A 14705-nucleotide genomic window follows, 5' to 3' on the forward strand; every position below is an offset into this window, starting at 1 on the left:
ATACGATTCGAACACTTCTTCCGACGCGGCGCTCCGCCGACGATCGGCGTCAGCGCTTGGCCGGGTGCCGGGAGGCGGCCGCGCCGAGCCGCGTTTCGACGAGCTGTCAGGCAGTCAGGCCGCGGCGCTCCAAGAGCGGAGCGATGTCGGGGTCGGCACCCCTGAAGTCACGGTAGGCCTGCGACGCATCGACACTCCCGCCGCGGGATAGCACAGCCGCTCGGAGCTTCTCGCCGTTCTCCCGCGTCGGGCCGTCGTGCGCGGTGAACCAGGCCGAGGCGTCGGCGTCGAGCACCTCCGACCAGATGTAGCTGTAGTACCCGGCGCTGTACCCGCCCGAGAAGATGTGGTTGAAGAACGGCCCGCGGTAGCGCGGCGGCACGCCTGCCACATCGAGCCCGGCGTCGGCGAGGGCAGCCGCCTCGAAGGCCTCGACGTCGGCGACGACGGTGCCCGGCTCGATCGTGTGCCAGGCCAGGTCGATCACCGCCGCCGCCAAGTACTCGACGGTGCCGAAACCCTCACCGCGAGTGCTGGGCTCGAGGACCGAGCGTCGCAGTCCTTCGGGTAGTGCCTCGCCCGTCTCGTGGTGCCGGGCGTAGCCGTCGAGGATCGTCGGCCAGGCGGCGAACATCTCGTTGAACTGGGACGGGAACTCCACGAAGTCGCGCGGGACGCTCGTGCCCGAGAAGTACGGGTAGGTCACGTCCGAGAGCAGCCCGTGCAGAGCATGCCCGAACTCGTGGAAGACGGTGGTCACCTCGTCCCGGCTGAGCAGCGCGGGACGACCCGCGGGCGGGCGAACGAAGTTGCACACGTTGATGATCACGGGCTGCGCGTCCAGCAGACCGGACTGGTCGACGAAACTCGTCATCCACGCCCCGCCGCGCTTGCTCGGCCGCGCGAAGTAGTCCCCGATGAACAGGCCGAGCGGCGCACCGTCGGGCCCCGAAACCTGCCACGCCCGCGCGTCCGGATGGTGCAGGGCGAGGTCTGTGCGCTCGGTGAAGACGAGCCCGTACATCCGGGAGGCGGCCTCGAACGCGCCCTTCTCGATCACCGCGTCCAGCGCCAGGAAGTCGCTGAGCCGGGGCCCGTCGTCGGGGCCGTCCCCGGCCTGCGCACGTTGCTCGGCGAGGCGGGCGTAGAAGGGCCAGTCCCAGGCCTCGATCGGATGGCCGGCCAGTTCCTCCAGCTCGGCGCGCTCGGCGGCGGCGTTCCGCGCTGCCGGGACTGCGAGGTCCCGCAGCATCCCGAGGGCGGCCTCCGCGGTGCCTGCCGTCTGGTCGGCGATCTGGTAGGCCGCGTGATGCGGGTAGCCGAACAGCGCGGCCCGCTCGGCGCGCAGGCCGGCGACGCGGGCGATCAGCTCGCGGGTGTCATTCTCGCCGCCACGCGTGTTCCGCCCGGACGACGCCTCGTAGACCTTCCGCCTCGACTCGCGGTTCGTCAGCCGGGCGACGTTGGGCTGGTTCAGCGGGTAGCCCAGCGCCAGAAGGTATCCCCCGCGCCCCGCATCCTCGGCCGCGGTTCGGGCGGCGGCGACGGTGTCGGCCTCCAGCCCGTCGAGCTCGGCCTCCGTCGCGAAGGGCACCGCGGACGCATTGGTCTCGGCGAGGGTGCGGCGGGAGAACTCGGTCGTGAGCTCGGCGAGCTCGGTGTTGATCTCCTTCAGGCGGTCCTGCGCCGCGGCGTCCAGTCCTGCGCCGGCGCGGGTGAATCGCAGGTGGTAGCGCTCCAGGAGGCGCTGCTGCTCGGCGTCGAGGCCGAGAGCCGCTCGCCGAGTGTGGAGCTCGGCGATGCGGGCGAACAGCGCGGCGTCCATGAGGATCGCGTCGAAGTGCGCCGACCACCGTGGGGAGATCGCTGCCTGTGCCGCCTCCAGCGCGTCGGTGCGGTCGGTGGACGTCAGCGAGAAGAACACCGCGGCGACGCGACCCAGGTCCTGCCCCGCGCGCTCCATCGCCTCGACGGTGTTCGCGAACGTGGCGGGCTCGGGATTCTCGGCGATCGCCGCGATGTCCCGACGGTGCCGGGCGAAGCCCTCGGCGAACGCGGCCTCGTAATCCGCGTCCGCGAACGCGGCGAAGTCCGGCAGGGCGAAGGGCAGGGTGCTGGGGGCGAGAACGGCATCGACGGTCACCCCTCGAACCTACCGCCCCCGCCCGGGTCCCCTCGCGGAGAGAATCAGGGAGATCACGGACGGGACCTGAGTAGTTCCACGGATTCCGTGCGGGCGGCATCGCGCGATGCTCATTCCCATGAGCGATCCGATTGCCCTCCCCACCCTGATCACGACTGAGCCCGCTCCGCGGACGCAGCGGTCCGCGGCGGCGGACGTCGCCGCAGGCGCCGTGCTGTGGATCCTTCTGCTGGGCATCGCGTACATCGCGGCGATGTTCGCCGGGTTCTACGCGATGGCGGCCGACGGCTGCCCGGTCGACGCCCCGTGCGCCGCGGCGGAGGCGGCCGGGCGGGCGATCTACTTGCAGTGGGGAGGCATAGCAGCGATCTTCGTCGGCAGCGTCGTGCAGGCCCGCCGTGGGCGGTACTGGTTCTACTGGCCGCTCGTCGGCATCGGCCTCGTGGTGCTCTGCACCGTCGTCACCGCCGGCATGGCGAATGCGGCGTTCGCGCTATGACCGCGCCGGAACGCGCCGCCCCCGCCGCCCCGAACTCCCGGGCCCGCCTCGTCGACGCGGTCTCCGGTGGACTCCTGCTCGTCGCCTTCCTGGCGTTCACCGCGCTCACAGCGTTGTTCCTGCCGCTGGGATTCGCCATGGCGTCCGACCCCTGCGCCTACGAGGACTGCAGTTCCGAGGGGCATGCCGTGGCGGCGATGATCACGTTGTGGATCGGTTCGGCGCTCGGTGCTGCCACCGCGAGTGTCGGGTACGGCGCGGCGCTCGCCCGGCGCCGCAGCACACTCCTGTGGCCGTTCCTCGGATTCGCCGTCGTGGTCGTGAGCATCATCATCGGGGTGGCGCTCGCCTCGCCCGTCCGGGAGGTCGTCAGTCCGTGATGGTGATGCCCAGATGGGCGGCGAAGACCTCCGCCAGGCCGACCGCCTGCAGGTGCGACATGGTGGCGCCCGCGATGCCCTCGAGCCCGCGGATCCGCTCGACCTGCAGGCCGCGCAGGTCGACGTGCTGCAGCTTCGCCCGCGTCACGTCGATCTCGCCGGCGGTGCAGTCCTCGAAGGACACCCGGTTCAGGGTCGCGTCGCCGGCGTCGATGCCGTCGAGCATGCAGCCCCGGAAGATCACGTCGGTGAGCCCGGCGCCGCGCAGGTTCACGAAGCCTAGCCGGACGTCGGTGAAGACCACGGAACGCAGCTTGGAGTCCATGAGCTCCACGGCGCCGATCCGGGCATCATCGACCTCGACCTGACGGAAGGTCGAGCGCGACGCCCGGAAACCCGTGGCGAACAGCGCGGTGATCCGCGTCTCGAGGAACGCCGATTCGGTGAAGACCGCGTCCCGGACCTCCCAGCCCGCCAGCTCGCACTCGCTGAAGGTGATTCCGCTGAGATCGCGTCCCTTCACGGTGGGTCCGGCGAAACGGCGACGGTCCTCCGTGTCGCCCGGCATCAGCTCATCGCTGTTCCCGTCCACGAGGTCGCCGAGCCGCAGCGGCGAGATCTTCGGTGCGACGAGGCCCGCCATCAGCCGATCACCCTTCCGGCGGGCGAAGCGGTCCTGGCTGCGATGGCGGCGTCGACGTTCACGCAGACGAAACTACCCGCCACCACCGACACCGGGCCCGGATCCCACGTCCGGAACGGGATCCGCGCGACGTGCGCACCGGCGGACGCCGTCGGATCTGAGTAGTTCCACCGATGCCATCGACGCGGCACGGGGCGACACTGGGTCAATGGCGCACCTCGCACCCCGTCAGGACGAACAGCCTCGCGCCGAGCAGGGCGTGTCCGGACCGGACGGCTCGCACAGCACGGCGGCGATCATCGTCGCCTGGCTGGCCGTGATCCTGATCGAGATGCCCTTCGTGTGGGCGGCCGGCTACGTGCTGATGCTCTCCAGCCTGTACGCGAACCCGTCCGGCGATCCGCTCACCATAGAGGGCGCCGCGATCCTGCTCGGGTTCGGCGTTCCGGCGGCCTGCCTGATCTGCCTCATCGGCGCCTCGGTCTGCGCGCACCGAGGCGCGGGCCCGGGATTCCTGGCGTGGGCGAAACGGGCGGCCGTGTCGATGGCGATCGTCGCCGGTCTCGCACTGGTGCTCGGGACGGCCTTCTGACCGGCCGAGGGCCGAAGTCAGCCGAGCAGGCCGGCGGCCGCCCGCAGCCGGGCCTCGGCGTCGGCGGCGATGGAGGTGACCACCTCGCGGGCGGGGCGGACCTCATCGACGAGCCCCGCGGCCTGCCCCGCATAGACGACGCCGACCTCGGGCAGGCCACCGTCATAGGCGGCGCTCACCGCCTCCTCCGTGCCGGAAGACGCCTCGGCACCGTCGCCGTCGTGCCAGCGGTCGGTGAAGTCATTGGTGAGCGCGCGCCCGAACCATCGTGTGGGCCAGGGCTGGTGGCGCGCCTTGTCGAAGACGTCGGTGTAGACGGTGTCGGCGCTCCGCGCCTTGAGCAGCGCCGGGATCGCGTAGTCGGGCCCGACGGTCTCCGGCGACGCGAGCAGGGCGGTGCCGATCAGCGCGCCCTGCGCACCGGCGGCGAGAACCGCCGCGAGACCGGCGCCGGTACCGATGCCGCCCGCCGCGAGCACGGGCAGCTCGGTCGCACGCAGCACCTCCTGCAGGAGCGGCAGCGTCGCGATCCGTCCCGTGTGTCCGCCCGCCTCGCCGCCCTGCGCGACCACGGCGTCCACCCCTGCGGCCTCGACCTCGTGCAGGTCCTCGATGGAGTTGATCTGCGAGATCACCACGGCCCCGGCGTCCTTGACCCGCTGCACGAACGGGGCGGGATCGCCGAACGACAACGACACCAGCTTCGGCCGCGCGGCGAGCACCGAGTCGAGCAGTTCCGGGCTCTCGGCGAGCGACCAGGTCTGCAGGCCGAAGGCGAGCGGCGCATCCGCGCCGGCGACGGCCCGGATGACCCGCAACTGCTCATCGATCCACTCGGGCGTGGCGTATCGGGCGGCGCCGATCATGCCCAGCCCGCCGGCGGCCGTCACCTGTCCCGCGAGCTCACCCCCGGCGCGGCCACCCATCGGGGCGCCGAGGATCGGCAGGTCGATGTCCAGAGTGCGCGTCAGCCAGGTGTTCCACACACCGACGAGGTTACGCCCGTGGCAGGATTCCGCCCATGGCCGCCGTCGATCCCGAGATCCGCCGCATCCGTGCGCTCCGCCTCCGCGCCCAGGGGCTCGTGCCCGGCGTGCGGGACTGGCGCACCGCCCCGGACGCGGCGCGCGGCATGCTCGCGATTCAGGCGCAGGACGGTGCCGCGGCGCGGTTCGCGCTCTCGCTGCGCGCGTCCGAGCACCCCGACGACGCGACGGTGCTGGGCGACCTCGCCGCGGGGCGGATCACCCGGAACCGTCCCGCGCGCGGCACCCTGCAGATCACCGCGCCGGAGGACCTGCACTGGCTCAGCGCCGCGCTCACGGTCCGCTCGCGCGCGGAGGCCGCGAAGCGCCGCCCCCAATTGGGGATCACGGAGACGATGATGGCGGACGCCGAGCGGATCATCCGGGCGGAGCTCGCCGACGGCGCCTCCCGCACCCGGCCCGAGCTGGTCGCCGCGTGCGCGGATGCGGGCCTGCCGCTGGACAACTCGCAGACCGGCCACATCCTGAGGGACCTCACCGAGCTCATGGCGATCGTCTTCGCCGATCCCGCGCCGAAGGTCGACGTCTTCGCCCTGGCCGACGACTGGGTGACGGAGCGCCGGGATCCGGAACATGCTCTCGGCGAGGCGGTCTCCCGGTTCGTCGCCGGCCGTGGCCCCGTGACCCGGCAGGACATCGGGAAGTGGGCCTATCTCCCGATGGGCGCCGTCGACGAGGGCATCGCGGCCGCGGACGGCGCCGTCGAACAGGTGACGCTCGCGGGCACGCGGTACCTGGTCGCGCCCGGCACCGTCGACCTGACGGACGCAGAGGTCGACGAAGCACTCGCGCGCCCCCTGCTCCTCCCCGGCTTCGACGAGTACATCATCGGATACGGTTCGCGCGCAGCCCAGCTCGACGAGGCGTACCTCAGCCGGATCGTGCCGGGGCGCAACGGCGTCTTCAAGCCGATGGTCGTGATCGACGGCGAGATCGTGGGCGTGTGGTCCAAGAAGGCCACCGCGAAGACGGTGACCGTGACCGTCGAGCCCTTCACCAAGATCACCGCCACGGCGAAGCGCCGCCTCGCGGGCCCCGTCCGCGACTACGGGCGGTTCCTCGGCCTCGAGGCGACGCTCGCCTGAGTGAGCCGGCACGCCCTCAGTTGCGCGCCGCCCACCAGTTGTTGCCGCTGTTGATGTCGTAGGTGCTCGTCGACGCCTTGACGGGGATCGCGCGGAACGGGCATCCCCAGCTCGGCACGACCTGCTCGATCTGGAGCGACTGCCCCGGCGCCAACATGCCGACGGACTTGCTGACACCGCCGTTGAACCACACCCGCACGTCGTAGGCCGTTCCCGGCCCGTGGTTGGTGACCCAGCCGTGGTCGGTCAGCGAGTTCGGCTCGGCCCTGTCCGGCAGCGGACCGCCGCAACTGACGTAGCCGAACGCCTGCAGATCCACGTACGGCGGCGCGGGATCCGCGGCGGCCGTACCGACCGAGAGCATCGATGCGACGCCCGCGACAGCGAGCCCGAGCACTCCGGTTGTCCTCATCTTCATGGTTGATCTCCCCAATCCTCCGTCGAACGACGACTGGCCGCCGACGCGGCCCGGCGCCAGTGTGACGCCGGTCACATTGTCGCGCGAAAGGTAGGGAAAACCAACATATCGGACAACTGGAGAGACGGAAGTTGCTGGAGTTTCCCGTGATTCACCGCAGAGCCGGCCAGGAGGCGGGCGCCGCCTCAGGAGCCTTCACGTGAACCGCGTCGACGAGGAGCCTCAGCTCGGGCTGCTCCGCAGCCTCGGCGAGGGCGTCCCGCAGCACCCGCTCGTGCGTCGGACGCGCCGCCGTGAGCAGCTCCCAGCCGGCCGGAGTGAGCTCGGTATAGATCCCGCGACGATCGTCGGCGCACAGGATCCGAGTGAGCAGCCCCCGATCCTCGAGGCGCGTGACGAGGCGCGTCGTCGCACTACTGGACAACGCCGCGGCACGAGCGAGTTGACGCATGCGCATGTGCCAGCCGTCCTGGCGGCTCAGAGCATCGAGCACGGTGTACTCGACCACGGAGAGGTCGTGACCCGACTGCAGCGACCGCTCCAGTTCGTTCTCGATGAGCGCGTGCAGGGCCACGAGCGTGCGCCAGCCCTGCGCGCGGATCTCCACCGCATCGTCGGCGATACCCATGGTCGGCACCCCTTTCTTCGTGACGACGAGCATAGCACCTTGCGAGGATTACCCGCGTGTGCAACTATCTAGTCGTTGTGCGTGCAACTACTGCAGACGCCGGTGATTGCAGACGCGCTCATAGATTCCACTCATCGAAGGAACACTCATGCCTCTCGCGCTCCTCGCGCTCGCCCTCGGCGGCTTCGGCATCGGACTCACCGAGTTCGTCATCATGGGCCTCCTCCCCGAGGTCGCCGCCGACTTCGGGGTCACCGAGACCGTCGCCGGCTACCTCATCTCCGGATACGCGCTGTCCGTAGCCATCGGCGGCATCATCCTCACCGCGGCGCTCGGGCGGGTCAACCGCAAGCACGCCCTCCTCGGCCTCCTGGTCCTGTTCATCGTCGGCAACATGATGTCCGCCCTCGCCGACAGCTACGAGTTCATGCTCGCCGGGCGCATCGTCGCCGCGCTGTGCCACGGCGCCTTCTTCGGCATCGGCGCCGTCGTCGCCGCCGATCTCGTTCCCGAGAACAAGCGCGCCGCAGCCATTTCCATCATGTTCGCGGGCCTCACCGTGTCGAACGTCCTCGGCGTCCCGCTCGGCACCTTCCTCGGCCAGGCCGCGGGCTGGCGCTCGACGTTCTGGGCCATCACCGCCATCGGCGTCGTCGCCCTCGCCGGCATCGCCGCGCTGGTGCGCACGACCCCGGCTGCGACGACCGGCGCCAATCCCTTCGCCGAGTTCCGGATCTTCCGCAGCCGCCAGGTGTGGCTGTCGATGCTTGTCACCGTGCTCGGCTACGGCGGCATGTTCGGCGCCTTCACCTACATCGCCTTCACTCTGACCGAGGTCGGCGGCTTCGCGTCGTCCTCCGTGCCGTGGCTGCTCGTCCTGTTCGGTGTCGGTCTGTTCGTCGGCAACCTGCTCGGTGGTCGTGCCGCCGACCGGAACCTGCCGCTGACGCTCATCGTCCTGCTCGCCGCCCTGACCGTCGTGCTCGGCGTCTTCGCCCTCACCGCCACGTCCCAGGTCGCGACGGTCGTCGCCCTGGTCCTGATGGGCGCCTTCGGTTTCGCGACGGTGCCGGGCCTGCAGATGCGCATCATGAACTACGCCGCCGACGCCCCCACGCTCGCCTCCGGCGCCAACATCGCCGCGTTCAACCTGGGCAACGCCTTCGGCGCCTGGGCGGGCGGGCTCACCCTCGCGGCCGGCCTCGGCTACGTCTCGCCGCTCTGGGTGGGCGCCGGCATCACCCTCGCGGGCCTCCTCGCCTACGTCGTCGCCACCCGCGTCGCCGGCGGCGAGCACGCCCCCGCCCCGGCACCCGCGCCGGTCCCCGTCGCCGCGTGACTCACGTTCACCCCCTTCACACACCGAGGAGAACCCCCATGACCACCATCCCGACCGTCACGCTCAACGACGGCGTCCTCATGCCCCACGTCGGCTTCGGCGTCTTCCAGGTACCGGACGACGAGGCCCAGCGCGCCGTCGAGGCGGCCCTCGAGGCCGGCTACCGCAGCATCGACACCGCCATGATCTACGGCAACGAGGCCGGCGTGGGTCGCGCCCTCGCCGCCGCGGCGATCCCCCGCGAGGAGCTCTTCATCACCACCAAGCTGTGGGTCGCGGACCTCGGCGCGGACCGGGCGCGCCCCGCACTCGAGGCGAGCCTCGAGCGGCTCGGGCTCGACCAGGTCGACCTGTACCTCATCCACTGGCCGGCGCCGGCCACCGACGCGTACCTCGACACCTGGCGCGAGCTGCAGGAGCTCCGCGGCGCGGGCACCCGGTCCATCGGGGTCTCCAACTTCCTGCCCGAGCACCTCGAACGGATCGCCGGGCTCGGCGGGATCCTGCCCGCCGTCAACCAGATCGAACTGCACCCGGCCCTGCAGAACCGCGCGACGACGGCCGCGAACCGCCGCCTCGGCATCGCGACCGAGGCCTGGAGCCCGCTCGCCCAGGGCGCGGCCCTGGACTCGCCCGCGGTCACCGCCGCCGCGGCGCGCCACGGCGTCACGCCGGCGCAGGTGGTACTGCGCTGGCACCTGCAGCACGGCACCGTCGTCATCCCGAAGTCGGTGACGCCCAGCCGCATCGCGGCGAACCTCGACCTGTTCGGCTTCACGCTCGACGACACCGAGATCGCCGCCATCGACGCGCTGGAGGCCGACGGCCGCACCGGCCCGCACCCGGCCGCCTTCAACGGCTGAATCCCCCACCTTCCGACACCCGAACACTCGAACACCCGAAAGGCATCATGAGCTTCCACGATCTTCTCCGGAGCCCGCTCGGCTTCGGCACCGCCCCGATGGGCAACATGTTCCGCGCCATCCCCGACGAGGAGGCCCGCACCACCCTCGATTCGGCCTGGAACCAGGGCGTCCGTTACTACGACACCGCTCCCTTCTACGGGGCGGGGCTCGCCGAGATCCGCCTCGGCGAGATGCTCTCGCAGCACGACCGGGACGACTACGTCCTCTCCACGAAGGTGGGGCGGGTGATCCTCGACGACGTCGAGGACACCTCCGCGCGCGACCTGGGCGAGAAGGGCGGCCTCTTCGAGCACGGCCTCCCGAACCGGATGGTCGACGACTACAGCGCCGACGCCACCAAGCGATCGATCGAGGACAGCCTCACCCGCATGGGCGTGGACCGGATCGACGCCGTCTGGGTGCACGACATCGCGCAGGACTTCCACGGCGACGACTGGCTGCACCACTTCGAGATCGCGCGCACCGGGGCGTTCCGCGTCCTGCAGGACCTGCGGGAGCAGGGCGTCATCACCACGTGGGGCCTGGGCGTCAACAAGGTCGAGCCGATCGAGCTCACCCTGGCGCTGGACGAGCCGCGCCCCGACGCGTTCCTCCTCGCAGGCCGGTACACGCTGCTCGACCACCGCGCCGCGCTCCCCCGCCTGCTGCCACTGGCGGAGGAACAGGGCGTGAGCATGGTGGTCGGAGGCGCGTACAGCTCCGGAGTCCTCGCGGGCGGCACCACCTTCGAGTACCAGCAGGCACCCGACCACGTCCTCGAGCGCGTCACCCGCCTCCGCGCGCTGACCGACCGCCACGGCATCCCGATCAAGGCCGCCGCACTCCAATTCTCCCTCGCGCATCCGGTCTCTGCCGCCGTCATCCCCGGGGCGAGCCGCCCCTCGCGGATCGCCGAGGACGTCGCCGCGCTCGCGACGACGGTTCCCGACGCCTTCTGGGCGGACCTCCGAGCCTCGGGACTCGTGGACGCCGCGGCACCGCTCCCCGGCGGACACTGATCTCCTCGAAAGGAACACATCATGGCATCGATCTCCCTGAGCCGCACCGTCTCCGCCGCACCCGACGTCGTCTGGAACCTCATCGGCGGATTCGGCTCCCTCCCGGACTGGCTCCCGTTCATCACCGCGAGCACACTCGAGCGCGGTGGCCGGGTACGACGGCTCACGACCGCTGACGGCGGCGCCGTCACCGAGGAATTGACCTCCTTCGACGCCGCCCGGCGGTCCTACAGCTACACGATCGTCGACTCGCCCTTCCCGGTGAGCGCCTACGAGTCCACGATTCGGGTGCATTCGATCCCGAGCCGTCCCGACGAGGCCGAAGTCCAGTGGTCGGGCAGGTTCTTCCCCGGCACGGGGACCGAGGCCGAGCTCGAGACCCTGTTCGCGGGCATCTACCGCGACGGGCTGGAAGCATTGAGCGGCACCATCGACCGGCGCTGACTCCGGGTCAGTTCAGGCGCCAGTCCTCGTAGGCCCGGGGATCGCCGATCGGCTCGACGTGGATCGTGGTGCGCAGGTCCGCGAACTGCTCCGCCAGTTCCTGCTCCACCTGTTCCGACAGGTCGTGCGCGCGCTCCACGGTCCACTCCCCGGGGACCAGCATGTGCATCTGCGCGAACCGCTCGTGCCCGGATTCCCGGGTCCTGACGTCGTGGAACTCGATGCCGTCGGCGCGGTGCCGGTCGAGCACCTCGTCGAGGCGCGCCCGGTCCTCGTCGGGCATGGCCGCGTCCATGAGGCCCGCGCCCGAGCCCAGCACGAGGCGGACGCCCACGACGAGGATGTTCACCGCGACGGCGATGGCGATGAGCGGGTCGAGCGGCAGCCAGCCGGTGAGCGCCACCAGGAGCACGCCGGCGATCACGCCGACCGTGGTCCAGACGTCGGTGAGGAGGTGCTTGCCGTCGGCCTGCAGCGCCAGGGACCGATGTGCCCGGCCCACCCGGAGCAGGTACAGGCCGACGGCTCCGTTGATGGCCGTGGCCAGGACGGAGATCGCGAGGCCCGTCCCCACCTGCTCGAGTTCCTGCGGGTGGAACAGGCGGTTGACCGCGGAGACGATGATGACCCCGGCCGCGACCACGATCATCACGCCCTCGAGCACCGCCGAGAAGTACTCGGCCTTGGTGTGCCCGAAGTTGTGGCCGCGGTCGGCGGGCCGGGCGGCCACCTTGAGCGCCACGTAGGCCGCGATCGCGGCCACGAGGTTCACCGAGGACTCGGCGGCGTCCGACAACAGGCCGACGGAGCCGGTCAGCCGCCAGGCGAGGACCTTCAGGCCGATGGTGAGCACGCCGGCGGCGACCGCCACCAGCGCGTACTTCGACAGGTCCGGGCGGAGCGGGGCCTTCGGCCCGTGATCGTGCCCACCGCCCATGACCGGCCCCTACTTCCCCTTGGGCTTGTCTGCCGAGGAGTCGGACGACAGCGCTGCCACGAAGGCCTCCTGCGGCACGTCGACCCGACCGATCGTCTTCATGCGCTTCTTGCCCTCCTTCTGCTTCTCGAGCAGCTTGCGCTTACGGCTGATGTCGCCGCCGTAGCACTTGGCGAGCACGTCCTTGCGGATGGCGCGGATGTTCTCGCGGGCGATGATCTTCGAGCCGATCGCGGCCTGCACCGGCACCTCGAACTGCTGGCGCGGGATGAGTTCCTTGAGCTTGACGGTCATCTTGTTGCCGTAGGCCTGGGCGCCGTCGCGGTGCACGATCGCGCTGAACGCGTCGACGGCCTCGCCCTGCAGCAGGATGTCGACCTTGACCAGATCGGACTGCTGCTCGCCGGCCTCCTCGTAGTCCAGCGAGGCGTAGCCGCGGGTCCGCGACTTCAGCGAGTCGAAGAAGTCGAAGATGATCTCCGCCATCGGCAGCGTGTAGCGCAGCTCGACGCGGCTCTCCGACAGGTAGTCCATGCCGCCGAGCTCGCCGCGCCGCGACTGGCACAGCTCCATGATCGTGCCGACGAACTCGCTCGGCGCGATGATCGTGGTCTTGGTGATCGGCTCGTAGGTCTCGCGCAGCTTGCCGTCGGGCCAGTCCGACGGGTTGGTGACGATCAGCTCCTTGCCGTCCTCGCCGACCACGCGGTAAACGACGTTGGGCGCCGTGGAGATCAGGTCGAGGCCGAACTCGCGCTGCAGCCGCTCGCGGGTGATCTCCATGTGCAGCAGCCCGAGGAAGCCGCAGCGGAAGCCGAAGCCGAGCGCCACGGAGGTCTCCGGCTCGTAGGTCAGCGCGGCGTCGTTGAGCTGCAGCTTGTCCAGCGCCTCACGCAGCGCCGGGTAGTCCGATCCGTCCACCGGGTAGAGGCCCGAGTAGACCATCGGCCGGGGCTCCTCGTAGCCCGTCAGCGGCTCCTCGGCGCCCTTGCGCGCGGTGGTCACGGTGTCGCCGACCTTCGACTGGCGCACGTCCTTCACGCCGGTGATGAGGTAGCCCACCTCGCCCACGCCCAGGCCCTTCGAGGGCTTCGGCTCGGGCGAGACGATGCCGACCTCGAGCAGTTCGTGGGTGGCGCCGGTCGACATCATCTGGATCTTCTCGCGCGGGACGATCTTCCCGTCGACCACGCGGATGTAGGTGACGACGCCGCGGTAGGTGTCGTAGACGGAGTCGAAGATCATCGCGCGGGCGGGCGCGTCGGCGTCGCCGACGGGCGGCGGGACCTTCTCGATCACGCGGTCGAGCAGGGCGTCGACGCCGACGCCGGTCTTGCCCGAGACCCGCAGCACGTCCTCCGGCTCGCAGCCGGTGATGTGCGCGATCTCCTCGGCGTAGCGATCGGGATCGGCGGCGGGGAGGTCGATCTTGTTGAGGACCGGGATGATCTCCAGGTCCTTGTCCATCGCCAGGTACAGGTTCGCCAGCGTCTGCGCCTCGATGCCCTGCGCGGCGTCGACCAGGAGGATCGCTCCCTCGCAGGCCTCCAGGGCGCGGGAGACCTCGTAGGTGAAGTCCACGTGGCCCGGCGTGTCGATCATGTGCAGGACGTACTCCTCGTCGGAGCCGTCCTCTCCCTTGACCGTCCACGGCAACCGCACGTTCTGCGCCTTGATAGTGATGCCGCGCTCGCGCTCGATGTCCATCCGGTCGAGGTACTGCGCCCGCATGGCGCGCTCCTCGACCACACCCGTGAGCTGCAGCATCCGGTCGGCCAGGGTCGACTTGCCGTGGTCGATGTGCGCGATGATGCAGAAGTTACGGATCCGGGCGGGATCCGTGAAGGTGGTATCGGCGAAGCTGGGAATCGGTCTCACTCCTCGGGCGGCTGGCCGGGTTCCCGGCACACGTCACCTGTCAGTTTCTCATGCCGCCGGACAAGGCCGCACCATGGTGAGCTGGTGGACCCGGGCGCCGCGGTACCGCACGCCCGGCACCGTCGGGCTGGGGCCGTGCGGGACGAACCCGCAGCGCTCGAAGAACCGCACCGCACGGACGTTCTCTACGAGCGTCTGCAGGTGGCAGCCGGCGCCGTTCAGGGCCTCGGTCCACGCCTCCATGAGTCCGTACGCCGCGCCGGTCCCCCGCGCCTCCGGCGCGACGTCGATGTGCAGGTGGGCGGGCCAGCGCTCGTCCTTCAGCTCTCCCGAGGCCGACGGTTCGCGGCGGCACACCGTCGCGAGGTCCAGCGCGGCGCGCCCGAGGAATCGCGCCGTCGCCGGACGCAGCAGCACGGCCGGGCTACGGAGCGCGGCGACCAGCCGGTCGTCTTCCGAGGGCAGGGACGACCCCGGAGGGCAGCCCGTGAGATAGCCGACGAGCGCCCCGTCGCGCTCGGCGACGAACAGCGATTCCGGGCAGTGCTCGATGTAGGGGTCCAGGTAGACGGCCCTCTCCGACGCCGGGTGCCGCCACAGTTCCCCCGACGGCGAGCCCGCGCCGGCGCGCACGAACAGAGCACGCAGGGCGGCCGCGTCGGCGGCGCGATAGGCGCGGATCACCGTCACCGCGGCGCGTCCGGGTAATGACCGACCTCGTCCGGTTTCACGCCCACCACGGTAACGTC

General features: G+C 70.8%; 16 protein-coding genes. 8 read left to right on the top strand and 8 right to left on the bottom strand.

The genetic code is table 11. From position 1 onward, the window contains the following. Window positions 1–106: 106 nt before the first annotated feature. Window positions 107–2143, bottom strand: coding sequence for a M3 family metallopeptidase (locus ACLQ3K_RS02785; RefSeq protein ID WP_425996814.1), 2037 nt, complete (start codon window positions 2141–2143; stop codon window positions 107–109). A gap of 118 nt (window positions 2144–2261) precedes the next feature. Between ACLQ3K_RS02785 and ACLQ3K_RS02790 the strand changes: the two genes are divergently transcribed. Both ACLQ3K_RS02790 and ACLQ3K_RS02795 read left to right on the top strand, forming a co-directional pair. Continuing rightward, window positions 2262–2642, top strand: coding sequence for a hypothetical protein (locus tag ACLQ3K_RS02790; protein WP_425996816.1), 381 nt, complete (start codon window positions 2262–2264; stop codon window positions 2640–2642). After that, window positions 2639–3022 (top strand): hypothetical protein, encoded by a 384-nt coding sequence (locus ACLQ3K_RS02795; RefSeq protein WP_425996818.1) that lies wholly within the window; start codon window positions 2639–2641, stop codon window positions 3020–3022. The genes ACLQ3K_RS02790 and ACLQ3K_RS02795 overlap by 4 nt, the downstream gene beginning before the upstream one ends. Here the strand turns inward: ACLQ3K_RS02795 and ACLQ3K_RS02800 are convergent. Then, window positions 3012–3665, bottom strand: a complete 654-nt coding sequence (locus ACLQ3K_RS02800) for a pentapeptide repeat-containing protein (RefSeq protein WP_224646454.1) — start codon at window positions 3663–3665, stop codon at window positions 3012–3014. The two genes, ACLQ3K_RS02795 and ACLQ3K_RS02800, sit on opposite strands and share 11 nt — an antisense overlap. Window positions 3666–3873: 208 nt before the next feature. On the opposite strand from ACLQ3K_RS02800, the gene ACLQ3K_RS02805 reads away from it, so the two are divergent. After that, window positions 3874–4257 (top strand): hypothetical protein, encoded by a 384-nt coding sequence (locus tag ACLQ3K_RS02805; protein WP_224646453.1) that lies wholly within the window; start codon window positions 3874–3876, stop codon window positions 4255–4257. Window positions 4258–4274: 17 nt separating this feature from the next. Here the strand turns inward: ACLQ3K_RS02805 and ACLQ3K_RS02810 are convergent, their stop codons facing one another. Next, window positions 4275–5243, bottom strand: coding sequence for an NAD(P)H-dependent flavin oxidoreductase (locus ACLQ3K_RS02810; RefSeq protein ID WP_425996821.1), 969 nt, complete (start codon window positions 5241–5243; stop codon window positions 4275–4277). Window positions 5244–5278: 35 nt separating this feature from the next. Between ACLQ3K_RS02810 and ACLQ3K_RS02815 the strand changes: the two genes are divergently transcribed. Beyond that, window positions 5279–6388: a winged helix DNA-binding domain-containing protein gene (locus ACLQ3K_RS02815; RefSeq protein WP_224646451.1), complete on the top strand. Its 1110-nt coding sequence runs from the start codon at window positions 5279–5281 to the stop codon at window positions 6386–6388. A gap of 16 nt (window positions 6389–6404) precedes the next feature. On the opposite strand, the gene ACLQ3K_RS02820 is transcribed toward ACLQ3K_RS02815, so the two are convergent. Together ACLQ3K_RS02820 and ACLQ3K_RS02825 are read right to left on the bottom strand one after the other, a co-directional pair. Further along, the gene (locus tag ACLQ3K_RS02820) at window positions 6405–6806 is read right to left on the bottom strand and encodes a hypothetical protein (RefSeq protein WP_224646450.1); all 402 of its coding nucleotides are present in this window, start codon (window positions 6804–6806) and stop codon (window positions 6405–6407) included. A 151-nt stretch (window positions 6807–6957) separates the two neighbouring features. Then, window positions 6958–7434 (bottom strand): MarR family winged helix-turn-helix transcriptional regulator, encoded by a 477-nt coding sequence (locus ACLQ3K_RS02825; RefSeq protein WP_425996824.1) that lies wholly within the window; start codon window positions 7432–7434, stop codon window positions 6958–6960. Between the two features lie 148 nt (window positions 7435–7582). Here ACLQ3K_RS02825 and ACLQ3K_RS02830 point away from each other — a divergent pair, with 148 nt between their 5' ends. From ACLQ3K_RS02830 to ACLQ3K_RS02845, 4 genes are read left to right on the top strand one after another with little or no spacing between them, the layout of a single operon-like run. Then, window positions 7583–8773, top strand: a complete 1191-nt coding sequence (locus tag ACLQ3K_RS02830) for an MFS transporter (RefSeq protein ID WP_224646448.1) — start codon at window positions 7583–7585, stop codon at window positions 8771–8773. Window positions 8774–8811: 38 nt separating this feature from the next. Then, window positions 8812–9636: an aldo/keto reductase gene (locus ACLQ3K_RS02835; protein ID WP_336671522.1), complete on the top strand. Its 825-nt coding sequence runs from the start codon at window positions 8812–8814 to the stop codon at window positions 9634–9636. A gap of 47 nt (window positions 9637–9683) precedes the next feature. Continuing rightward, complete coding sequence (locus tag ACLQ3K_RS02840) at window positions 9684–10697, top strand: aldo/keto reductase (protein WP_425996826.1); 1014 nt, start codon at window positions 9684–9686, stop codon at window positions 10695–10697. A 21-nt stretch (window positions 10698–10718) separates the two neighbouring features. Then, the gene (locus ACLQ3K_RS02845; protein WP_425996828.1) at window positions 10719–11141 is read left to right on the top strand and encodes an SRPBCC family protein; all 423 of its coding nucleotides are present in this window, start codon (window positions 10719–10721) and stop codon (window positions 11139–11141) included. Window positions 11142–11148: 7 nt separating this feature from the next. Here ACLQ3K_RS02845 and ACLQ3K_RS02850 read toward each other — a convergent pair whose 3' ends face one another. From ACLQ3K_RS02850 to ACLQ3K_RS02860, 3 genes are read right to left on the bottom strand one after another with little or no spacing between them, the layout of a single operon-like run. Next, a complete protein-coding gene (locus tag ACLQ3K_RS02850) occupies window positions 11149–12078 on the bottom strand; it encodes a cation diffusion facilitator family transporter (RefSeq protein ID WP_425996830.1) in 930 nt (309 codons plus the stop codon). Window positions 12079–12087: 9 nt separating this feature from the next. Beyond that, window positions 12088–13956 carry a translation elongation factor 4 gene (gene lepA / locus ACLQ3K_RS02855; RefSeq protein ID WP_224646439.1) on the bottom strand — a complete coding sequence of 623 codons (1869 nt, stop codon included), beginning with the start codon at window positions 13954–13956 and terminating at the stop codon, window positions 12088–12090. A gap of 48 nt (window positions 13957–14004) precedes the next feature. After that, entirely contained in the window at window positions 14005–14646 is a 642-nt protein-coding gene (locus tag ACLQ3K_RS02860; RefSeq protein ID WP_336671526.1) for a GNAT family N-acetyltransferase, read from the bottom strand. Window positions 14647–14705: the final 59 nt, after the last annotated feature.

This window comes from Tsukamurella sp. DT100, assembly GCF_049844855.1.
Taxonomy (GTDB): Bacteria; Actinomycetota; Actinomycetes; order Mycobacteriales; family Mycobacteriaceae; genus Tsukamurella.